The organism is Geobacter benzoatilyticus (assembly GCF_017338855.1).
Taxonomy (GTDB): domain Bacteria; phylum Desulfobacterota; class Desulfuromonadia; order Geobacterales; family Geobacteraceae; genus Geobacter; species Geobacter benzoatilyticus.
This window is the reverse complement of record NZ_CP071382.1, coordinates 1,461,345-1,483,690: the sequence shown is the minus strand read 5'-3', so window position 1 is coordinate 1,483,690 and position 22,346 is coordinate 1,461,345. Positions and strand designations below refer to the sequence as shown.

The window sequence follows — 22,346 nt, the reverse complement described above, 5'->3', positions numbered from 1 at the left end:
TATTAAACATGGTTGGGATATCCGGAGCCGAGAAGCTTTGAGTAATACAAAACCGAGTCGAGAAGCGCCTGCGGGTCGAACGGCTTGGTCATGTAGTCGATAATGTATTCCTGCAGCCCCTCCATGCGCTCGTCGGGCTCGTCCAAAGCCGTGAGCATGACGATGGCGTTTCCCGGGTGCAACCCTCTCTCCACCATTTCGCGAATGGTTCGCCAACCGTCCATGCGGGGCATCATGACGTCCATGAGGATCACTCCCCGAAACCCATCCTCCAGCAGACTGAGACATTCCTCCCCCCCGGGGACGGTGAGTATCCGGAATCCCTTTGCCTGAAAATAGAACGAAACCGCATCGCGAATCAATTCTTCGTCATCGACGAGCATGACCTGGATGTCAGACATGTGCTTGCTCCCTCTGGGACTATGTTCATTACGTTCTCTGCATGGGGCAATCGTATCCGGATGGTTGTTCCCTTGCCCCTGCCGGGGCTTTCAGCCCATATGCTGCCCCCGTGATTGAATACTATCTGCCGGCAGATGGTGAGGCCGAGGCCGGGGCGCCCCAGTTCGTGACGGGCCTCATCCTCTTTGTAAAACTCTTCGAAAATATTTTCGAGTTGGTCAGGTTCCAGCCCCGCCCCCTCATCGCGGACGGAAGCCATGACACCCTGGGCATCCTCCCCCGCAGTTATGCGAATGACGCTTCCCTTTGGCGAGAAGTGCACGGCATTTGAAATAAGGTTGGCAAAAAGCTCCTCGATCTGGGTGGAGACAGCATGAACGCCAATGGCCGGGGAGATTTCATTTTTGCAGACGATGCTCTCCCGGGCCATTAATCCGGCATAGCGATTGATGGCGCCATCCACCACCGCCGCAAGGGGGACCCTCTCCAGGTCAGCCGATGCAAGGGGAGATGAAAAACGGACCAGCTTCAGCGTTTTTGCCGTGATCCGCTCGATATGGCTTGCGCTGGTGCGGCAGATATCCAGCATCCGGGCCGCCTCGGCATCGGCACACCGCTCCCGGACAAGGGGAAGGAGTGCCATGAGAGGGGTAAGGGGCGATTTCAGGTCATGCCCCAGGCGGACTATGAATGCATCCTTCTGGCGGATAAGGGTAGACAGCTTGCTCTCCATAAGGGACTGCTCGGTAATGTCCTGGGTGCTCCCCACCACACAGGTGTTGCCACCCTCCACAAGGCAGGCTTCTCCCTTGGATCGCATGGTCCTGACGGCGCCGTCGGGACGGACAAGCCGGAACTCGATCTCGTAACCGCTTTTTTCCCGCACCGAACGTTCAATGGTCTCCCGGACACGGGAGAGGTCTTCTGGATGGACAAGGGAATAGAAGGTTTCCAGGCCGGGAACGGTCCCTTTAATCGGAAGGCCCAGAACCCGGTAGAGGTTGTCCGACCAGGAGCAGATGCCGCGCTCCACCTCCCGCTGCCAGCTCCCGAGCTGTGCCGTCCGCTGGGCGGCGTCGAGATTACTATTGGCATTTCTCAACCGCTGCCGCGAAACGAGGACAAAAACCACCAGGACGGCGAGGACCGCAACAAGGGCGGTGCCAATGAGCGCGTTGTTGCCCATTTCCCTGGCGAGCTGCTGGATGTCGGGGGTTTCCATCCTGACCACCAGGGTTTTTACCGGTTTACCGTCAATCCCGGCCAGGGCCCGAGTGAAACTAATCTCTCCGCTGCGGGGATCCCATTCCCCATCGGCACCGGCCTGCTCCGGGCTCTACAGCATGACAACGCCCCGTGTCAGATAGGAAAGCTCGCCAATATGCGCACGGCCCCAGAGCATGCCTGACAGGAAAAACCCCGCCGGCTCTCCACGTCGTTCTACATTTCCGGGAGAATAGATGCCGGCCCCGAAAACCTCCATTACCCCTTGTCCCGTAGCCACGAAGAAGTGGGTAAATTTCTCCTTTGCCGCGAAGAGCAGCCCCATATCCCCGGTCGGCAGGGGAAAGGGCGCCCCGTGTTCGAGCCCCTTTCCTGCGCGGTTGACGGAATAGACCAGTTCCCCGTTGGGGCGGAAAATCCATAGGGCGTCATGCTGATAGGATGCAAAGTTGGAATCGATGTTCCCTTGGGCCCAGCGCGGATCGGGTCTGGCAACGAACTTCACCATGTCGTCCCAGAAGCTGTAGTCCAGTACCAGCCGGCGGAGCGGATCGGACTTCATCGCCACCATCTGGTCGAAAAAGATCTGCTTTTCCACGACCCGCTCTCTCTGCACGCCGCTCAGATGATTGAAATCGTCGTAGAGAACAAAGAACAGGCCGGCAACCAGAGCCGTCGCCAGCAGTGCAATCATCTTGTTCGTTCTGTGAGTTGTGCGCATCGTACCGCCACGGAAATCGAAAAAAATCTTGGTGCGTAAGGTACATATCGGCACGAACGAAATTTTACTTGAGGAGCTAAGGTGTTAAAAACAATAAACTAGAAAGAGTTCTAAAAGGTACGGGGCAAAGGGGGGCTTACGGGGGAAGCATGAAGAAAACGGTGGCCCCCTTGCCGATATCTCCGGTTGCCCAGACCCTCCCCCCATGGCGGGCGATGATCCTGTGGACGATGGCAAGACCGATGCCGGTTCCTTCAAACTCGTCGGTGCGGTGCAGCCGCTGGAACGGCTGGAACAGTTTCCCGACATAGGCCATGTCGAATCCCACGCCATTGTCGGACACAAAGCAGGCCGGCCCTTCGGGAGTCATCTCTACGCCAAAGGCTATCCGGGCGGGCGCGGCATGGGTCGTGTATTTCCAGGCATTGCCGAGAAGATTTTCGAGGACAAGGCGCAGCAGAAGGGAATCTCCTTTCACCTCCACCCCATCGGCAATAGTCAGGGACACTTGCCGCAGGGAATCCCTCTGATGCAGCTCCGCAGACACCTCCCGGGCAATGGCGCTCAGATTGACGGGAACGGGGGACATCTCCTGCCGTGCCACCCGCGACAGGTTGAGGAGGTCGTCAATCAGCTCCGCCATCCGACCGGCCGACTGGCTGATTCTCTCCAGGACCGACCGCGCCTGGTCCGGCAAGGCCGAAGCATAGTCTTCCTGCAGAATGCGGCTGAAACCGTCGATATGCCGCAACGGCGCCCGCAGGTCATGGGAGACCGAATAACAGAACGCCTCCAGCTCCCGGTTCGACGCCTCGTAGGCGGCGGTTCTTTCCCGAACCCGCTGCTCCAGGCGATCATTCAGCGCCTTTATCTCCCGCTCCGCCTCCACCTGGAAGGTCACGTCAATGCCGACACTGAGTATCTCGATGGGCATTCCCTGCTCATCACGGACCGCCACATTGCTCCAGTTGATCCAGACCCTCCGCCCATCCTTCGTCACGTTCTCGTTCCGGTTGCTGACATACGCCTGCGGGTCGGCACAGATCCCCTCGATCATCCCGACCAGATCTTTTCCGGAGCTGTCAATTTCCGCAACGATGGTGCCGATCACATGTTTCCCGGCCAACTCTTCGGGACGGTAGCCGAAGAATTCCGCTCCGGGCTCATTAATAAAGGTAATGGCTCCCGTTGTGTCCCAGCGCAGGATGATGCACCCGGCACTCTGTACCAGAGTACGGTAGTGTTCTTCACTGAGGCGGAGGGCCGCAGCCTTTTGACGGATCGTATCCACCATGGCGTTGACGCTCACAGCCAGGGACTCCACCTCGCTTGCCCCCTTGAGCGGCAAGGGGAGCATGGGAGTGTCTAAATTGAACTCGCGGGCATAGGAGGCAATCCGGCGCATCGGCATGAGATAGCGACCCAGGAAATACGCCGCCAGGACGGAAAGAGAGAGCACAAACAAGGCAATGTTGCGGTAGAAAGCGGCCAGAAATTCTGCCATGAAGGCATTGCGGGGAAGCGTCATGACCGTCAGGACGGTTTTGCCGTCCCCCAGGGAAAACGGCGCCACCTTGGCAAAATACCGCCTACCCCCATAACCGAGATCGAACTGGTCCTGGCCGGATGTTCTGAAGCGATCCAAAATCGACTTCTGGAGCCCGTACCCGGCATCGCTTACCCGGGGCAGCGTAGCGGCATGCCCGGCCGGCCGCTTCTCAAAATCGGCGTACCTCGATGAAGCTATAATAAAGCCCTGCCCGTCGAATACATCGATACCAATCTGCTCATGGACGGCAATCTTTGCCAGAAACCGGGAAAAGTCCTTGAGCTTGATGTCAACGCCGACAACTTCGCCGGCCTTTCCAGGCCGGGGAGATAAGGCAATTGAAGCGGTGATGCCGAGGTCTCCAGTGGTTCTGAAGATGTAAGGCTCGCCCCAGCGGACCCCTTTTCCCTTGGCGGCCTCCCGATACCAGGGGCGGCTGCGGGGATCGTAGTCGTCTGATTGCGTATTCCGGGCGGTTTCACGTCCCTGCGGGTCAAGCTCGATCCACGTCACCTTCCCGGCTTCTCCGGCAAGCTTCAACCGGTTGCGGAATCCGGTGGCCGTTTGCAGTACAAGATAGCCATCCCCCGAAGCATTGCCGTAATTCACCGAGGTCAGCGATGCATCGTTCTTGAGAAAGGGAACTGTTATCCGGTTTACCGTCACGGGGGTGATAAAATCAAGCGCCGCTTCCTGGTTGCCCCGGTCAATTACGGCGAAGAGTTGCTGCACGGCATAGGAAATGCGCCGGAGTTCGGCATGGACGGTATGGCTCGACTGGTCGAGGACGCGCGCGCTGGATTTCCTGGCAACGGCAAAGGTGCGGTTGTAGTCCAGCGCCGTATGGAGCAGGAAAAGGGCTGTAACGAAAATGATGAATGAACCCAGAAGGCCCGGAACTGGAATTTTTCTCATTTCGTGCTATATGCCCTCTGGTCTGGCGGGAAACCTGATGCACGATTCAGTGACTGACAAATTGAAACGGAGCCTGCCCGGCCGCTTCCAGTATATCAGTTATTTCAGATTCTTCTTTATTCTTTATACTTTACCCACTCTAATACATCAATCTCCGAACAAGGTAAATATCACCGGAGGACTGTGCCTTCCTGACGCTCATCGCCGTCCGCGCTTCCTGCTTTTGGATGAGCCGGCAGGTGCGGCAGCGGTGGTAAACTCCGGCTCATAACCCACCACAAAACTGCCGGAAGCCGTGTTGCGCATGCTAAGGAAATGCGCATTGTTCTTGTCAAAGGGACATATGGGCATGCTGCACGGCTCGAAGCCGAACCGGCCGTAATAGGCGGGCTCGCCCAGGACAAAGAGGGGCTGGCTGCTGACAGCCTCCTGCCGCAGCGCGAACCGGAGCAGCTCCGCTCCCACCCCCCGCTTCTGGAAATCGGGGGCCACGGCCATGGGGGCCAGGTGCAGCCCGCAGATTTCTTTGCCGTGGTAAGCGTTGGAGAAGGCGATGTAGGCGATGACCTTGCCGGTATGGATGCAGACCCATTCGTGGACGGCTCTGCCATTCTCGTGGAGCTTCTGCACCAGCGCGGCTTCGTAACCGCTGCCGGGAAATGCGCTGCGCAAAAGCGCGTAGACTTTGGGGCGGGTTTCTGCGGTCGGTTTCTGAATTTTCATCCTTATTCCTTATTCGGCAAGAGTAATACCCCCAGCATCCTCACCGTTCAATCGGCATTCCGTCGAACTGGAGCGACACCGAGGCATTCCCGGTATTTTTCACCCGCGAAAACGCACCGAACCGTGCCGGCATTTCCGATGCGGAGCGCCATTCAATCAGTTCAAGCTCGTCTATGTCCAGCATCGCCTTTCCCAGCGTCGGAGGAAACAGTTGAATATAAAAAAGTATCTGGTTGGCGGTGATGCCACCGGTTGCAAGCAGTGCCGGCGGGATGGCGATTTCCACCGGCTGCCAAGTTCCGCCGGAAGCAATCTGGATAGCGACCGTTTGCTGGGCAAGAACGGTTGAGGTCGGATCGGCCGTAGGATCGGTATCGTCGAACCGGAAACTCTGGAAATTCACCTTGGCTTCCGCCGGAGCCGAGATGCGGGCCATGAACCGCAAGGTGTAGGTTGCCGGAGGATCAGCGGGAACTATTTCCCCATTTATCGAACGGTACAACCGGTGCTGCTGAAGGGGCACCCTCGCGACCGGTCGGACAAGTACCAGAGTACCGCTGGTGGAATACCTCGTCAGCCTCAGGAATCCCCGGCCCTGCGCCGCATCTCCGAAAACTACCTCCTTGCGGGTTCCGTCGGTCGTCCAGTGGGTGGAACCGTCGGCGGAGGCATCGGCCGTTTCGTCTTCGAATCTCCCCCATCCGAACAGGTCGCGTCCGATGAGGAGCCCGGCAGCACTTCCCGGAGTTAGACCCAGACGCGAATCGATGAGCCCATCGAACGTCACGGATGCGGATGCACCGGGCGAAAGAACCATATCTACCGGGACCCTCGGCGGCACCTGGGAGGTTATCAGGTAAGAGGAACCGTCCCGTATCACGTGGGCCGCCACGGTGTCGGCATCCTGGTCAATTTCGATGGTTTTCGTGACATCATCCGCCGGGTCACGACGGAATTCGGCCCCCAGCAGGCACTTCTCCCAAACGCCCAGAGCAGTCCTCAAGGAAGCCGCACCGGATGTCGGGACCGGCCGGTAGGCGCTCAGTTCCGTCGGGACGAGCCGCGCTTCCACAAGCGTGGAGCCATCCCAGACCGTCCTCAGGAAAAATCCGGAGAAGGTGGCGAGAAAATCCTGGTCGAATACGAAGTTTCCCAGGCTGTAAGCGATCAGGTGCCCCTTGTACCACTCGAATCCCTGCGTCACGTGGGGGTGATGACAGATGACGATATCGGCTCCGGCGTCTATTGCTGCATGTGCATTTGCACGGAGGGTATCGGACGGGACCGCGGCATACTGATAACCAGAATGGAGCTGAACGACAGCCAGGTCTGCCTGCTGCTTGAGAGCAGCGATTGCGGCAGGCGATTGCGAATCGCGCCACATGGCGCCGCCGCCGTGCCCCCGGCGCGCCACCCAATCCTGCAGCTCGGGGTAAACTGCGCTGAGCGAGGCCCATGCCGCGGCTCTTTCCGGCTCCGTCAGGGATGCTTCCCCATCACGGAACAGTCGCCAGGCCGAACCTATCCGGCGTGATGCAACCGGCACGCTCAAGCCGGCGTATCCCCAGCTGCGGGGCTGATACTGCCACGCCTCGTCTGCCGGCAAGTTCGCCGGCACCGGGTCGCCATCAACGGGATAGCTGTCATTCACGACCGTACCGGTGACGGAGGTCCAGGAAAGCAGCCCCACTCGCACCCCCTTGACGGAAACTACCAGCGGTTCATAGGCAGCGGCTTCCACGTCGGAAGCCCCCTGATACTTCACCCCTTGAACATCGAGGGCCGTTTTTGTCCGGCGCAGCCCCTCCTCGCCATAGTCGCGAGTGTGGTTATTGGCGAGAAAGGCAACGTCGACTCCAAGCTCTTTCAAGGCGGACATGGCCGCAGAGGGCGAATTGAGCACAAACCGCTTACCCGGATACGCAGCGGAAGACGGCAGGTCGCTGACGGCCGTCTCCAGGTTCACCGTGCCCAGGTCGCCAAGGGCAAAGGCTTGGGCCACATCTTTCACAACGTTGCGCGCCCCTTCGGCGGCATTATCGAGCGGAATCAGCGGGGTACCTTCCACAGGGGTCTGATACCGCCTCCCCAGCATCATGTCTCCGCCGGAATGCATCACCCACCGCCCCTCTTTGGCGGAGAGCAGGCGAATGGTCAGCACCTTTCCTTTATCCTCCCAGCCGGCAACGACAGGTTCTGCCAGATGACCGGGTGCGGAGGCGGTTGCATGCAGCGGCCCGGACAACCTGGTGATCTGCACTGCACCCTGCGCATCAGCCGGCAATGTCACCCCTTTTGCCGCCACGGTTGCCCCCGGAACGGGATCGCCATTCTCTCCCACTATCTTGAGCGATACCGAAAAGGTAGGGATTTCAACTGACACCGAATCCCCCCCCGGGAGAACCACCGGGCGAACATCCTGCAAGGAACAGGAAAATGCAAAAAATTCTGACGAGAGAGAACATGGGGGTTTCCTTCGTACCTTCAGGAATGGAGCTGTTTTAGTCGTATAAAATCCAGGTTATGACCATCGGAGGTCATCATGAAAGGCATTAGGGCCATGCCGAACGGCCCGGAGCTTTCCCCTATTTCTTACTATGCAGAAGCCTGTCCAGGGCCGACGCAAAGCGGTTGCGGTCGCTCATGCTGAATGGCGCCGGGCCGCCCCCCTGGATCATGCCGGTGTCGCGCAATTCGCTCAACAGATCGCGCATGGCCAGCCGGTCGCCGATGGACTCCTCTGAGTACAGCTCGCCCCGCGGGTTGAGCGCCAGCCCCCCCTTGGCCACGATCCGGGCGGCCAGGGGCACATCGGCGGTGACCACCAGGTCAGTCGGCGCTGAGTGTTCGGCTATGTAGTCATCCGCCACGTCGAAGCCATCGGCCACCACCACGCACTCCACCAGCGGGCCGGCATGCTTGGCGAGGCTCTTGTTGGCCACCAGACAGAGGGGCACCTGCAACCGGGCCGAAGCCCGGAAGAGTATTTCTTTCACCGCCCGCGGGCAGGCATCGGCATCAATCCAGATCTTCATACTGCTCCCAACGATTTTCAGCCACGATGGCTGTAAAGCTTCCCCCTGCCGGCGTCTCCCCCACACTTCATCAACCGCCACAAGACCGAGCTGCCACTCGCCCAGGATGAAAGCCGGCAGCCAGGCGAAAGTGGCACTGTAGTTGATTCTCCCATGACCGTCAAGAAGCGGCCCGGCGTTCGACCGGGGAGTTGCCCCACCCATTGGTCACCGTCTTGCGGTCGGCACCTCAAGAAAGAGTTGGTGCCTCGAAGCTGGGATATGCCCGGAGAATTGCCTATAATATATAACATCGGGGAGGAAAGATGAAAACTCGGACAATTACGATTCTGATATTTGCGGTTACCTGCCTTGTATTGGCAGTTATTGCCGGGCTCTCCCGTTGCGGCGGCCGGACAACAGGAAAGGAGACGACGATGGCAGCGAAAAAATATTCCGACGATGAGCTGAAGCAGCGCCTCACGCCGCTGCAGTACCGCGTGACAAGGGAGTCGGGGACCGAGCCCCCCTTAGGCCGGGAGGCGGCGGCACGCCAGGTGACAACCCTGGCCGGCGGCTGCTTCTGGGGGATGCAGGACCTGCTGCGCAAGCAGCCGGGGGTGATCGCCACGGAGGTGGGCTACACCGGCGGCAACGTCCCCAACGCCACCTACGAAAACCACGCGGGGCACGCCGAAGCGGTGCGGATCGAATTCGACCCGACGAAGACCAGCTACGAAGCCCTGTTGCGGTTCTTCTTCCGGATGCACGATCCGACCACCCTGAACCGCCAGGGGAATGACATCGGCAGCAGCTACCGGAGCGCCATCTTCTACCATGACGCCGAGCAGAAGCGGATCGCGGAAAAGGTCAAGGCCGAAGTGGACGCCAGCGGCAAGTGGAAACGGCCCGTCGTCACCGAGATCGTCCCGGCCGGCCCCTGGTGGCGGGCCGAAGAGTATCATCAGGATTATCTGGTGAAGAACCCGGGAGGGTACACCTGCCACTGGGTACGGGAGTAGCAGGGAGGTTCAACGTTCCTCCGGATACGGCAGAGGCGCAGTTTGGCCACCTCTTGAACTGTTCGATATAGATGTCCTCCGGAGTTTTCCGGAATCCGTTCACATGGCCCATGGCATTTCCTGAACCACAGCGAAAGAGCTGTTGCGCCGCAACCATGGAAAATGCTAAAAAAGTAAATTAATATTTTCACGCTGCCGTGACGGCATCCTGGAACTAAACATCACCATCACATCCATGAGGTTGATCGAATGACAATAACTTCCTTTGGTCCGACCGGACTCGACGCAACAATTATCCCGAAGATCGCCGGGGAGTGGGGAACCCCCATTTACCTCCACGACCAGCAGTACATCGAGAACAGCTGCGACCAGCTGCTTGCCATGCCCAATGCCTACGGCCTGCACGTACGCTACGCCATCAAGGCCAACTCGGACCGAACCGTTCTGCGCATCGTCACCGGCAAGGGGCTGGATCTGGACTGCTCTTCCCTGGACGAGGCGGCCCGGGCCCATGCCGCCGGCATCCCCTACAGCCGCATGATGCTCACCACCCAGGAGGTCCCCACCGACGAGGAGCGGACCGAGCTTGAGGCCATGATCAAGGACGGTCTCAGGTACAACGTCTGCTCCATGCTGCAGTACCAGCTGATTGCCGACTTTGCCGCCCAGAACAAGATCGACCTTTCCATGAGAGTCCATCCGGGTGCGGCCGGCGGCGGCGAAAGCGCCACCCGCGACACCGGCAGCGAGTACTCCTGCTTCGGCGTCCACCTGCGCGACGTACCGACCGTGAAGGCCCTGGCCGACGAGAAAGGGCTCCGCTTTACCCAGGTCCATGTCCACATCGGCTCGGGCGGCGCCCCGGAGAAGTGGCAGGAGAACATCGACCGGGAGCTCGGCTTCGTCAAGACCTACTTCCCGGATGCCACGACCGTCAGCTTCGGCGGCGGCCTCAAGGTGGCCCGCATGCCGGGCGAGAAGCAGGCCGACATCACCTCCCTGGGGGCCTATGCAAAACAGCGGATCGAGGAGTTCAAGGCCGCCACCGGCCGCGAACTGGTGATGGAGATCGAGCCGGGGACCTTTGTGGTGGCCAACTCGGGACACATCGTCACCCGCATCATCGACAAGAAGTTCACCAACGAGATGAACTTCCTCATCGTCGACGGCGGCATGGAGCTGCTGACCCGGCCGCTCCTGTACGGCTCCGAGCACCCCATCGCCATCGTCAGCCAGGACGGAACGCTCCTCTCCAGCGAGTACGACCAGACCCCCACGGCGGGGCTGAAGCCCTTCGGCATCGTCGGCCGCTGCTGCGAAAGCGGCGACTCGGTCCGCTTGGACAAGGAGGGTAACATCGTGCCGGTCATGATTGTGGAGCCGGAGATCGGCGACTACGTCGTCATCGGCGGCACCGGTGCCTACTCCGAGAGCATGTCGCCGGAAAACTACAACTCCCACCGCAAGCCGGGAGCCGTCATGAGGACCAAAACCGGCGACCTGGTGCTGATCCGGAAGAAGCAGGTACGGGAGCAGCTTACCCAGAACGAACTGGACGTGACGCTGTAGTCCATCATCTCATATGCTTTAGAAACAGCAAAAGGCGGCCATTTGGCCGCCTTTTTTATTAGTTTTTTTCTCTACCGGGTCACTCGGGAAGCCTACTTGATTTGCCGGTCAAACAGCACCCGTCCCCTATAGCTGATCAGGTCATACTGGCCGTTGCCGGCGTACTGCAGGACGGCATCGTTGCCCCGGTTCTCCCCGTAGAGAAATCCAGCCGTGCCCGTCAGTGAAGTGGACAGGTCATGGGAGACGAAAACCGGACCGCCAAAATCGACTGCGGCCGAAGAGGAGCCATCCGCCGCAGTGGCCACTGAATACCAGGCTTTTTTCGCCCCCCGCCGCTGCCAGGTCTGGCCGTAATCGGTTGAGACATAAAGCAAATCGTAATAGGGTGCCGCCAGCAGTACCCGCCCGTCAGCAGAGGAAGCAACCCCGCTCCAATAACCGCTCACCCCGGCCTTGTACCAGGTGTAGCCGTAATCCGAAGAGAGATAGAGATCATCCCAGCTGGAACCGGCAATCCACCGCTTACCATCGGCCGAGCAGGCCACGGACTGCCAATACTGGAGATAATAAGAATACGTCGGTTTGCCTTGCACGTTGAACAGCATGTAGTCCCACGTTGCCCCCGAATCTGTCGAGCGGTAGCTGGTGTAATCCCCGAGCGCGATGAGTCGGGTTCCGTCGGCCGAGGAGGCCACGGCCCGCCATGGCTTGTTCAACCCGCGTTGGGTCCAGGTAACCCCTGAATCGGTGGAGACATAGATATAATCATTTTCCGCCACCGCAGCCAGCTTGGTGCCATCTGCCGAGGAGGTCACACTCGCCCAGGTCCGGCTCGGTCCCCGTTGCGTCCACGTCTCTCCGTAATCGGCAGAAGTATAGATGTAATCACCCCTTGCTACCGCCACCAGCTTGCTGCCATCGGCGGACGATGCAACCGAATACCAGGTTTTCTCCGGCCCCCGCCCGATCCAGGTCGCGCCGGCATCCCGCGAAAGCTGAATCTGACCTTGGGGGCGGGCGGCAACCAGCCTGGTTCCATCGGCGGAGGAAGCAACGTCAAAGCAGGGCCCGGCGGAACTTTGGAACCAGACAGTGCCGTACTCAAAAATGCCATCGGCAACAATGGTCTGGTCCGGATTCTGTGCAATCCTCCAACCACCGTCGGCGCTGCCGGTCACGGCGACGATATCGCCGACCTCCGCTTCAACGGGCAGGGTGATCACAGCCGATTCAACCGCGTTGAAGGCGATATAACCGGTGTTGGGATCAGCCTGCTGGGCAGCCCCGTCCACAACTACCCACCGTACGTTGATTGGGCTGGCGCCCAGCAGCGGCGGCTCGGTTTCGATCTGGGGATCATTATCGTTATCCGACCCGCAGCCGGACAACAGCAAGGTAACCATCACGGCGCCAATTCCCACCATTCGCAATAGCAGTCGCATCAACATGGCCTCTCTCCCTTTGTGGTTCTGGTAAACCGGTAGTGCCTGGCTATGATAACCAGGATTCTTGGGGAACATAATCGACTTAAGATCTGCTAATTCAATGCAAGAACCGGCCCAATCCTGTATACAAATCTACAGAACTAACTGCTTGCAGGATACCGTTCATCGAGGTGAGCTGACTTACCGTTCAAAGTATTCGTCCCAGATTCTCGGGAAACAGCAAAGGGCGGCCATTTGGCCGCCCTTTTTATTAAGTATGCCCGGAATTGCCTATGTATTTCCCGGCAGAGGAAATGGTAGTTGAAGGATAAAAGAAAAGCATAAAAGAAGGATAAAAGGGGACAGAAGGATAAAAGGGAAGGATAAAAGGGGACAGGCTACTTTTTGGATAAGTAGCCTGGAAGGATAAAAGGGGACAGGCTACTTTTTGGATAAGTAGCCTGTCCCCTTTTATCCTCTCAATTAAATAAGGTGTCCCCGGAATTCCCGGAATTCCACGGCACGCAAAAAATAACAGTCAATATTCGACCGTCGTCACATTATGACTCGGGGGGGCATCGTCCCCCCTTTTTGTAGTTTAGCGCGACATCTTAGCATTATGCCCTCTGGATTTCCTCATTTACCGGTACAACTCAGTCCCTTCCCTGATGATGGCTAGATAGTACTCGTGCAGGAACACCCGATCCCGTTTTTTGCCGCTTACCTCGGTCAGGATGCCGAGTGTGACCAGATTGTTCACCGCTTTACCTGCCGCCGGGGAACTGATGTCGAGTTCCCGCGCCACGTACGGTATGGTGACGTATGGCCGGCGATAGAGCAGCTCCAGGAGTGCCAGCGCCGTCGGCGCCGCTTTCCCAAGTCCTGCCACCTTCTGCCGGTCAGCGGCAATCAGGTCCATGATGGCTTTAGCGGCATCTGTCGCCTGCTTCGATATCTCGTAGACCCCCTGCAGGTAGTACTTGATCCACCCCTCCCAGTCGCCGTCGCGCCGCACCGCGTTGAGTCGCTCGTAGTATTCCTGGCGGTGCTTTTTAAAGAAGAGGCTCAGATAAAGCAGAGGTTTTTCCAGTACCTGATCGTGGCAGAGAATGAAGGCGATCAACAGCCGCCCCATTCTGCCGTTGCCGTCAAGAAACGGGTGGATGGTCTCGAACTGGGCATGGGCCAGACCGGCCTTGAGCAACGACGGGATGGCTTCGTCGTGGAGAAATTTTTCCAGCTCCCCCAGGCAGGGAAGCACCTCATTGGCCGGCGGCGGCACGAATACGGCATTGCCCGGCCTGGTACCGCCGATCCAGTTCTGGGATGCGCGGAACTCGCCGGGACCCTTGTGCCCCCCCCTGATGCCGGCCATCAACCGGGCATGAATCTCCTTGATCAGCCGCAGGCTCAAGGGCAGCTCTTGCAGCCGCTCCAGGCCGTAATTCATGGCATCCACGTAATTGGACACCTCGTTGATGTCTTCCGGTGAGCTCTTCCCCTCAATTTCTCCTTCGTACTCCAGGAGATCGTCCAACGAGGCCTGCGTCCCCTCGATCTGTGAACTGAGCACCGCCTCCTTGCGGACGTACATGTAGAGGAACAGGTCAGGGTTGGGAAGGGTATAGGTGCAGCCGTCCAGCCGCCCCAGCGCCCGGTTGGCCCGCTCCATCAGCCGGCTCATTTCGTCGTCGATCTGCAGCGGCGGATTGGGCGGCAGCGGATTCGGCACAAAGGCGCTGTAACCGTCCGCCCCTTTCTGCTGTACCACCAGTCTGCCGCCGCGCGGCGATACCTCGGTAAACATGGGGACACCTCGTAATGTTTGGAGGGTTTTCGTTTCTTAGGCGCTGTTGTAATGTAACGATAGTTTCATAGCTCGACTCGCTAATAAACTTTAAGGCCTTATTATTTATTAGTCAAGAGGCCTATGTAACGGAAAGTGATTTCCGTTTATTAGTGATGTGGGCGAATTTGCGTACGAGAAGTGAAGAACGGCCTGCAGTTATGGGTTGAGAAGACAGGAAAAGGTTGCAGATTGGCGGTCTTGTGAATCACGGTCCTGAACTTTCAGATTAAATTATTCGCCGGAGAGCGGTACAATTGACCGGTAGAGATAAATCGGTGTGACCCGGTATTCTATATCTACTGGGGGCGGGAACAAGCGCCGCCGGTGACAGCACACACAAGGAGGTACGGTCATGAAGATACTGATGGTTCTTACATCGCACGATGAACTCGGCACCACCGGCCACAAGACCGGATTCTGGCTGGAGGAGTTTGCCGCCCCCTATTACGTCTTCAAGGATGCCGGGGCGGAAATCACCCTGGCTTCGCCCAAAGGGGGACAACCGCCGCTGGACCCGAAGAGCGCGGAGAAGGATTTCCAGACCCCGGCCACCGAACGGTTCAACAACGATGCGGAGGCACAGGCCGCATTGGCCCATACCGCAGCACTGAATACGGTTTCAGCCGCAGACTTTGACGCACTCTTCTATCCCGGCGGCCATGGCCCGTTGTGGGACCTGGCCGAAGACAAGGACTCCATCGCCCTGATCGAGGCCATGCATGCCCAAGGGAAGCCGGTTGCCGCGGTATGCCACGCCCCCGGGGTACTGCGCCACGCCCGTGCCGGCGACGGCTCGCCCCTGGTACGGGGCAAAGCCGTCACCGGATTTTCCAACAGCGAGGAAGCCGCCGTCGGCCTGGTCGAGGTTGTGCCGTTCCTGGTGGAGGATGAACTGAGCAAGGCTGGTGGCACCTATTCCAAAGCGGCCGACTGGCAGCCCCACGTGGTCAGGGATGGCAACCTGATCACCGGCCAGAACCCCGCCTCGTCGGAACCGGCGGCCCGGGAGCTCTTAAAACTGCTGTGACCGTCCACAGCAAGGGGGATACCATGAACAGTGCACCCGTACTGGAGGTCTTTTTCGATTACGTCTGACCCTGGTGCTACCTCGGTACCGTGCGTACCGACCGCCTCGTGAAAGAATACGGGATCCAGATTCGCTGGAGCTGCTTCCCGCTTCACCCCGAAACCCCGCTGGAAGGGAGAGAGCTTGCCGAGCTCTTTGCCGGTCGGGAGGCGATGATCCGGGATATGCAGGCCCGGCTACAACAGGTTGCCGCAGCAGAAGGCCTGCCCCTGACCACGCGAAGCCGCACCTACAACAGCCGTCTCGCCCAGGAACTGGGGAAATGGGCCGAAGATCAGGGACGCGGAGAGCAGTTCCATCATGCCGTCTACCGGGCCTATTTTGTGGACGGGGTCAACATCGCCCAGCGTGACGAGTTGGTGCGGATCGCCGTCACTGCCGGCCTGGCGGCGGATGAGGCGCAGGCGGTGCTGGCGGAGCGAAGCTATGCAGCAGCGGTGGATGCCGATTGGCAGCGGTCCAGGGATTTGCGCATCACCGCAGTACCGGCCCATCTCTTCGAAGGGAAACGTCTGATCGGTTTTACCGGCTATGAGGATTTCGTGAAGCTGATCGGGAACCCTGCTGCACCATAGGGATTTTTCACGCGATCATCCGGAGGTGTAGTATTTTGCAACAGCAAAGGCGGCCGTTTGGCCGCCTTATGAATCAAGTAGAGATTTTGTGAAATGTGTAGACGCGACCCCTTTGCCGTTCGTAGCTCCACCTGATTCGAGGATATCCCGACAATAGAGCAACTGTGAACGTTTAGACATGGATTATTTCCTTGGCAACCAGTTCCCGAACCAGCGGCTTCAAAGTGCTTTCTATCCCCAAGTCTACCGTCTTGCCGAACTGTTCTTCGAGGTACCGCCGGATACCGAGAAAATTGCTCAGGGATTTCTTGTCGGGGGTCAGTTCGATGGCGATGTCGATATCTGAATCTTCGCGTGCCTCACCACGGGCGTAACTGCCGAAGAGACCGACACTCACAACGCCGAAACGCTGCGCAAGTTCATCCTTGTGCTTTTGCAAGAACATGATTATATCGTTTTTGTTCCTGACCATAGCGCCACCCCTTGAAGTCTTCTAACCGGAGTATACTTCCGCGATTCCCGAAACGCAAGAAGGGCAGCCCATCGGCTGCCCTTCACAATCGCTCATCCTACTTCAGATTCTTCTTTATCCTCTCCACCGCCTCAATCACATTCTCGCGGTGGCCGAAGGCCGAGAGCCGGAAGAACCCTTCGCCGCTGGGGCCGAAGCCGCTTCCCGGCGTCCCCACTACGTTGCACTCGGTGAGGAGCTTGTCGAAGAAGTCCCAGCTGCTCATGCCGCCCGGCGTTTTCAGCCAGATGTAGGGGGCGTTCACCCCGCCGTAGACGGTGAGGCCGGCAGCGGCCAGCCCTTCGCGGATTATCCGGGCGTTCTCCATGTAATAGTCGATGATCTCTTTGTTCTGCTTCCACCCCTCGTCGGAGTAAACGGCAGCGGCAGCCTTCTGGACCGGGTAGGAGGCGCCGTTGAACTTGGTGGTGGTGCGGCGGAGCCAGAGCTTGTTGAAGCTGTACTTCTCGCCAGTCGGCGTGGTCCCCATGACCTCTTCCGGCACGACCACGAGGCCGCAGCGGACGCCGGTGAAGCCGGCGGTCTTGGAGAAGGAGCGGAACTCGATGGCGCACTTCTTGGCCCCTTCGATCTCGTAGATGGAGTGGGGGATTGCGGGATCGGTGATGAAGGCCTCGTAGGCGGCGTCGAAGAATATGACCGCGTCGTTGGAGTTGGCGTAGTCCACCCACTTCTTCAGCTCGGCCTTGGTGGCAACGGTACCGGTGGGGTTATTGGGGAAGCAGAGGTAGATGATGTCCACCTTCTCAGTGGGGAGCGACGGGATGAAGCCGTTCTCCTCGGTGCAGGGCATGTAGACGATACCTTTGTAGTACCCCTTCTCGTCGGCATCGCCGGTGCGGCCGATCATGACGTTGGTGTCGTTGTAGACCGGGTAGACCGGGTCGCCGATGGCAACGACGTTGTCCAGGGCGAAGATGTCGAGGATGTTGGCGCAGTCGCACTTGGAGCCGTCGGAGATGAACATCTCCTCGGTCTTGAGGTCAACGCCCAGGGGCTTGTAGGATTTCTCGATGATGGCGTTGATGAGCCAGTCATACCCCTGCTCCGGGCCGTAGCCGGCGAAGTTGTCGATGGTGGCCAGATCGTCCACGGCGTCATGGAACGCCTTGATGATGGCCGGGGCCAGGGGACGGGTGACGTCGCCGATGCCGAGGCGGATCACCTTGGCATCGGGGTTGGCGGCGGAGAACTCCCGCACGCGGCGGCCGATCTCGGGAAAGAGGTAGCCCGCCTTGAGTTTCAGGTAGTTGTCGTTGATTTTTGCCATCTTCGGTAATTCCTCCAGATTCGTTTTTATAAAGGAAATGCCGCATGGAGCGGCAAATCGGTTTCAAGGTTTTCGGTTTGACCTACGGGATGTCGATTTTTCGCCAAGGTCAAGGCGTCAAGGAAGAGCACAGAGACGTAGCAGCGCTACGTCGCACACGCGATGACGCAGACAACGCCGAGATTGGCAAAAAGCGGCATTCCTCCTATCTAAGCCCCAGGACATCCTGCATGTCGTACAGCCCCGGCGCCTTCCCCACCACCCACTGGGCGGCGCGAACGGAGCCGCGGGAGAACATGTCCCTTGTCATGGCCCGGTGGCTGATCTCGATCCGCTCCCCCATGCCGATGAAGTAGACGGTGTGCTCGCCGACTATGTCGCCGCCCCGCACGGTCTGCATGCCGATCTCTTCCTTGGTCCGCTCGCCGCAGATTCCCTCGCGGTGGTAGTTGGCCACCTTGTTGTAGTCGCGGCCCAGAGCCTCGGCCACCACTTCGCCCATGCGGACGGCGGTGCCTGAAGGGGCGTCCTTCTTCTTGTTGTGGTGCAGTTCCACGATCTCCACGTCGAAGTCGTCTCCCAGGGTCTTGGCCACGTCTTTCAGTATCTTGAAGCAGACGTTGACCCCGACGCTCATGTTGGGGGCGAGCACCGCGGGGATATCCTTCGCCAGTTCGGCGGCCAGGGCACGCTCCTCGGGGGTGAAACCGGTGGAGCCGATGACGATGGCCTTTTTCTTGAGGGCGCAGGCCTCCAGGTTCTTGAGGGAGACCTTGGGGGTGGTGAAGTCGATGAGAACGTCGCACCCTTCCACCACGGCGTTGAGATCGTCGGAAATGGCGACCCCCAGGGAGCCGCAACCGGCGATGAGGCCGGCATCCTGCCCCACCAGCTCGTGACCCGGCCGCTCCAGGGCGCCGGAGACGGTGCACCCCGCCTCTTTGGCGGCAACGATAATCCTCTGGCCCATGCGCCCGGCGGCGCCGCAGACAGCTACTTTAATCATGGGAAAACCTCTTTTTCACCACAGAGACACAGAGGCACAGAGATTTAAAGAGAAATACAAAATCAAATTTTGTGCTTGAACAGAAAAACCAATTTTTACTCACTATTGCTTTTCTCTGTGCCTCTGTGTCTCCGTGGTAGGCTTTGAATTTAAATAAGTTTGTACTCTTTCATGATGGCAGCCAACTTCGCCTTGTTGGCCTCGCCCATGGGGCAGAGGGGGAGCCGCACCTCGTCGGAGCACTTGCCCATGAGGCCGAGGGCGGTCTTCACCGGAATCGGGTTCGACTCGATGAACATGGCGTTGCCGATCTTGAGGGTTTGCAGGTGAAGCTGACGGGCCTTCTCCATGTCCCCGGCGTAGAAGGCGTCGGTCAGTTCGGCCACGGTCTTCGGCATGATGTTGGCCAGCACCGAGATGACCCCCTTGGCGCCGCAGGCCATCATGGGGAAGGTGATGAAGTCATCACCGGAGAGGACGTCGATCTGGTCGCCGCACAGAGCAAGGATCTCCGAAGCCTGCTGGAGTGAGCCGGTGGCTTCCTTGATGGCGACGATGTTCTTGTGGGGAGCCAGCCGCGCCACGGTCTCGGGGAGCATGTTGACGCCGGTGCGCCCCGGCACGTTGTAAAGTATCTGGGGAATGGCCACGGCATCGGCGATGGCGGTGTAGTGGCGGACTAGCCCCTCCTGGGTCGGCTTGTTGTAGTAGGGGGTCACCAGCAGCACGCCGTCGGCCCCGACCTCCTTGGCCTTCTGGGAGAGCTCGATGGCCTCGGCGGTGGAGTTGGAGCCGGTGCCGGCAATGACCGGAACCCGCTTGTTGACCTGCTCGATGACGGTCTTCACCACATCCATGTGCTCGTCGTAGTCCAGGGTCGAGGCCTCGCCGGTGGTGCCGCAGGGGACGATGGCATCGGTACCGTTAGAGATCTGGAATTCGACCAGTTCCCGCAGTTTCTCAAAATCCACCTGACCGTTATTGAACGGGGTGACGATGGCGACAATGCTTCCCTTGAACATATGAAACCTCCTATGTAGGAGCGATCTTTGTGATCGCCCGTTTTGCAAAGATCTGTCCTGTAATCCCTAGCTTACTCGATGTATAAAAAGGTGTTTCATTGCCACGTCGTAAACAAAAGTGGATATTTTTACCATGGGAGCCATTAAAAAGTCAAAAGATTAGAGGCTTACCGGCCATGACAGCTACCCCTTTCCCATCACTCCGGCTCAGCCAGCATTCCCCTGGCTTCATTGGAAACAGCGCTCTCAATCGTCATACCGTCGATATCAACGACCGCACGCACCGTGTAAACATAGGTGACGCCCCGCTCCAGCCTAAGGTCTTCATACTGACGTTCTACGACCGGCGTTGGCGTTAGGAGGACCAGGGTGGAAACATCATCGCCGCGGCGGCGATAGACATAGGCTCCGGCGGGTTTGCCGACAGTACCGGCGGGGGTTTCCCATTGCAGCACCACACTGGTGGGGCCGGCAGCCCCAGAGAGGTGCGGGGCGGGTGGTGCCGCAACCTTGGCGCGGCGCGCCCGGTTGGAAGCAGCGCTCTCGGAGCCGTCCTTGCGGAAGGAAACCACCTTGTACTGGTAAGTCACGCCGTTCGTCACGTTGCGGTCGGCAAAGACGTAACGGTTGTTATAGAACCGCACATCCTGCGGGTATTCGAGATCGACGGTCTTCACGAGGGTGTAGGCCGTGGGGCACTCCTCGCAATCCTGGTCGGGGGGGAGTACCGGACGGCGAAAGACCCTGAAGCCGGCCAGCTCCTTCAGCGGCCGCCCCGCCTCATCCTTGGAGGGGGCGGGCCAGGAAACATAGAACGCATCCTCCTTCTGCTCCACCGACAGGGCGCTCACCGGCGCCGGCGCAAAGCTTTCGGGGGGGACCAGCGGCCCCTTCTTGCCGCATGCGGCAAGAAGGAAAAAACCTACTATCACAAGATATCTGGCTATCATCTGTCCGTCCGTGGGGCGTGGCATTCCCCCGCCCGCCCGTTGATGGTTATCCCAAAGGCTATCTGCCCGCCTTGACCCGCGCTATCTCCGCCTTCACCCGCTCCAGGGCGGTGCCGCCGGTGGCGGACCGGGCGTTTACCGACGCCTCGAGGGTGATGCAGTCGAAGATATCCTCACCGATTTTGTCCGAGAACCCCTGCCACTCCCCAAGGGTCAGGTCGGGGAGGTCCTTGCCGTTGGAGAGGCAATAGGCAACCGTCTTGCCCACCACCTCATGGGCATCGCGGAACGGCATCCCCTTGCGGACGAGGTAATCGGCCACGTCGGTGGCGGTGGAGAACCCCTTGGCCGCCGCACTGCGCATGTTCCCGGTGTTGATCCGCATCTCGCCCACCATGTCGGCAAAGATCTTGAGGCTCCCCTTCACGGTGTCGATGGTGTCGAAGAGGGGCTCCTTGTCCTCCTGCATGTCCTTGTTGTAGGCCAGGGGCAGGGCCTTCATGACCGTGAGGAGCGCCATGAGGTTGCCGTAGACCCGACCGGTCTTGCCGCGGACCAGTTCGGGCACGTCCGGGTTTTTCTTCTGGGGCATGATGGAGGAGCCGGTGCAGAAGGAGTCGGAGAGATCCACGAACTTAAACTCGCTGGTGGACCAGAGGATCAGCTCCTCGGAGAAGCGGGAGAGGTGCATCATCAGTATCGACGAGGCCGCCATGAACTCCAGGGCGAAATCCCGGTCCGACACCGAGTCGAGGGAGTTGCGGGTCACCTCGGGGAAATCCAGTATCTCGGCCACGTGTTCCCGGTCGATGGGGAAGGTGGTCCCGGCCAGAGCCCCTGCCCCCAGGGGAAGGACGTTCATCCGCCGCAGGCAGTCCTCCATCCGCCCCTTGTCCCGGCTGAACATCTCCACGTAGGCCATCATGTGGTGGGAGAAGAGAATCGGCTGGGCGGTCTGGAGGTGGGTATACCCCGGCATGATGACCCCCAGGTTCTTTTCGGCCTGGGAAATGAGGGAATCCACCAGCAGATCGAGGTAGGCCGACACCTCCACGATCTCGTCACGCAGATAGAGGCGGATGTCGAGGGCCACCTGGTCGTTGCGGGAGCGGCCGGTGTGGAGGCGCTTCCCTGCCTCGCCGATTTTTTCGGAAAGGCGGGCCTCGATGTTCATGTGGATATCTTCCAGGGCCACCGAGAACTTGAACTGGCCCGCCTGGATCTGGCGAAGGACCTCCTGGAGGCCGGCCGTGATCTTCTCGACGTCGTCCATGGGGATTATCCCCTGCTTGCCCAGCATCCGGGCGTGGGCGATGGAGCCGCGGATATCCTGGTGGTAGAGCCGCTTGTCGAAATCGATGGAAGCGGTGAACTCCTCGACGAATTTGTCGGTGGGCTCGGAAAAGCGGCCGCCCCATAGTTTTTCGTGTGTCATGGTGTGTCTCCTTACAATATCAGAGCGATTTTGCTGGTATTTTCAGGAACGAGA

The 22,346-nt window shown here is 59.2% G+C and carries 19 protein-coding genes; 4 read left to right on the top strand and 15 right to left on the bottom strand.

From position 1 onward, the window contains the following. Positions 1–2: 2 nt before the first annotated feature. The 7 genes from JZM60_RS06975 to JZM60_RS06945 form a co-directional block, all read right to left on the bottom strand. Complete coding sequence (locus JZM60_RS06975; RefSeq protein ID WP_207164824.1) at positions 3–401, bottom strand: response regulator; 399 nt, start codon at positions 399–401, stop codon at positions 3–5. Continuing rightward, positions 359–1,624 carry a PAS domain-containing sensor histidine kinase gene (locus tag JZM60_RS06970; protein ID WP_207164822.1) on the bottom strand — a complete coding sequence of 422 codons (1,266 nt, stop codon included), beginning with the start codon at positions 1,622–1,624 and terminating at the stop codon, positions 359–361. The genes JZM60_RS06975 and JZM60_RS06970 overlap by 43 nt, the downstream gene beginning before the upstream one ends. 114 nt (positions 1,625–1,738) lie before the next feature. After that, positions 1,739–2,320, bottom strand: coding sequence for a CHASE4 domain-containing protein (locus tag JZM60_RS06965; RefSeq protein WP_207164820.1), 582 nt, complete (start codon positions 2,318–2,320; stop codon positions 1,739–1,741). Positions 2,321–2,483: 163 nt separating this feature from the next. Next, positions 2,484–4,811, bottom strand: coding sequence for a sensor histidine kinase (locus JZM60_RS06960; protein ID WP_207164818.1), 2,328 nt, complete (start codon positions 4,809–4,811; stop codon positions 2,484–2,486). Positions 4,812–5,009: 198 nt separating this feature from the next. Continuing rightward, positions 5,010–5,534, bottom strand: a complete 525-nt coding sequence (locus JZM60_RS06955) for a GNAT family N-acetyltransferase (protein ID WP_207164816.1) — start codon at positions 5,532–5,534, stop codon at positions 5,010–5,012. 40 nt (positions 5,535–5,574) lie between these two features. Next, a complete protein-coding gene (locus JZM60_RS06950; protein WP_207164814.1) occupies positions 5,575–7,917 on the bottom strand; it encodes a CapA family protein in 2,343 nt (780 codons plus the stop codon). Between the two features lie 202 nt (positions 7,918–8,119). After that, positions 8,120–8,569 (bottom strand): YaiI/YqxD family protein, encoded by a 450-nt coding sequence (locus JZM60_RS06945; RefSeq protein WP_207165524.1) that lies wholly within the window; start codon positions 8,567–8,569, stop codon positions 8,120–8,122. 416 nt (positions 8,570–8,985) lie between these two features. On the opposite strand from JZM60_RS06945, the gene msrA reads away from it, so the two are divergent. Together msrA and JZM60_RS06935 are read left to right on the top strand one after the other, a co-directional pair. Further along, the gene (gene msrA / locus JZM60_RS06940) at positions 8,986–9,570 is read left to right on the top strand and encodes a peptide-methionine (S)-S-oxide reductase MsrA (protein WP_207164812.1); all 585 of its coding nucleotides are present in this window, start codon (positions 8,986–8,988) and stop codon (positions 9,568–9,570) included. Between the two features lie 249 nt (positions 9,571–9,819). Next, the gene (locus JZM60_RS06935) at positions 9,820–11,139 is read left to right on the top strand and encodes a diaminopimelate decarboxylase (RefSeq protein WP_207164810.1); all 1,320 of its coding nucleotides are present in this window, start codon (positions 9,820–9,822) and stop codon (positions 11,137–11,139) included. A gap of 92 nt (positions 11,140–11,231) precedes the next feature. Here the strand turns inward: JZM60_RS06935 and JZM60_RS06930 are convergent, their stop codons facing one another. Together JZM60_RS06930 and JZM60_RS06925 are read right to left on the bottom strand one after the other, a co-directional pair. Next, complete coding sequence (locus tag JZM60_RS06930) at positions 11,232–12,590, bottom strand: WD40/YVTN/BNR-like repeat-containing protein (RefSeq protein ID WP_207164808.1); 1,359 nt, start codon at positions 12,588–12,590, stop codon at positions 11,232–11,234. Between the two features lie 616 nt (positions 12,591–13,206). After that, positions 13,207–14,373, bottom strand: a complete 1,167-nt coding sequence (locus JZM60_RS06925) for a Fic family protein (protein WP_207164805.1) — start codon at positions 14,371–14,373, stop codon at positions 13,207–13,209. A 394-nt stretch (positions 14,374–14,767) separates the two neighbouring features. Here JZM60_RS06925 and JZM60_RS06920 point away from each other — a divergent pair, with 394 nt between their 5' ends. Further along, positions 14,768–15,442, top strand: a complete 675-nt coding sequence (locus JZM60_RS06920) for a type 1 glutamine amidotransferase domain-containing protein (protein WP_207164803.1) — start codon at positions 14,768–14,770, stop codon at positions 15,440–15,442. Between the two features lie 89 nt (positions 15,443–15,531). Continuing rightward, on the top strand, positions 15,532–16,077 hold the full coding sequence (locus JZM60_RS06915) for a DsbA family oxidoreductase (protein ID WP_207164801.1): 546 nt from the start codon (positions 15,532–15,534) through the stop codon (positions 16,075–16,077). Positions 16,078–16,249: 172 nt separating this feature from the next. On the opposite strand, the gene JZM60_RS06910 is transcribed toward JZM60_RS06915, so the two are convergent. The 6 genes from JZM60_RS06910 to argH all read right to left on the bottom strand — a co-directional run bounded on the left by JZM60_RS06910 (position 16,250) and on the right by argH (position 22,292). Further along, the gene (locus JZM60_RS06910; protein WP_241426392.1) at positions 16,250–16,522 is read right to left on the bottom strand and encodes a nucleotidyltransferase family protein; all 273 of its coding nucleotides are present in this window, start codon (positions 16,520–16,522) and stop codon (positions 16,250–16,252) included. Between the two features lie 124 nt (positions 16,523–16,646). Next, a complete protein-coding gene (locus tag JZM60_RS06905; RefSeq protein ID WP_207164796.1) occupies positions 16,647–17,879 on the bottom strand; it encodes an LL-diaminopimelate aminotransferase in 1,233 nt (410 codons plus the stop codon). Positions 17,880–18,084: 205 nt separating this feature from the next. Beyond that, positions 18,085–18,885: a 4-hydroxy-tetrahydrodipicolinate reductase gene (gene dapB, locus JZM60_RS06900; protein WP_207164793.1), complete on the bottom strand. Its 801-nt coding sequence runs from the start codon at positions 18,883–18,885 to the stop codon at positions 18,085–18,087. Positions 18,886–19,034: 149 nt separating this feature from the next. After that, a complete protein-coding gene (gene dapA, locus JZM60_RS06895) occupies positions 19,035–19,907 on the bottom strand; it encodes a 4-hydroxy-tetrahydrodipicolinate synthase (protein ID WP_207164791.1) in 873 nt (290 codons plus the stop codon). 197 nt (positions 19,908–20,104) lie between these two features. After that, positions 20,105–20,881 carry an LPS translocon maturation chaperone LptM gene (gene lptM / locus JZM60_RS06890; protein WP_241426391.1) on the bottom strand — a complete coding sequence of 259 codons (777 nt, stop codon included), beginning with the start codon at positions 20,879–20,881 and terminating at the stop codon, positions 20,105–20,107. Between the two features lie 34 nt (positions 20,882–20,915). Beyond that, positions 20,916–22,292, bottom strand: a complete 1,377-nt coding sequence (gene argH / locus JZM60_RS06885) for an argininosuccinate lyase (RefSeq protein ID WP_207164789.1) — start codon at positions 22,290–22,292, stop codon at positions 20,916–20,918. Positions 22,293–22,346 lie beyond the last annotated feature (54 nt).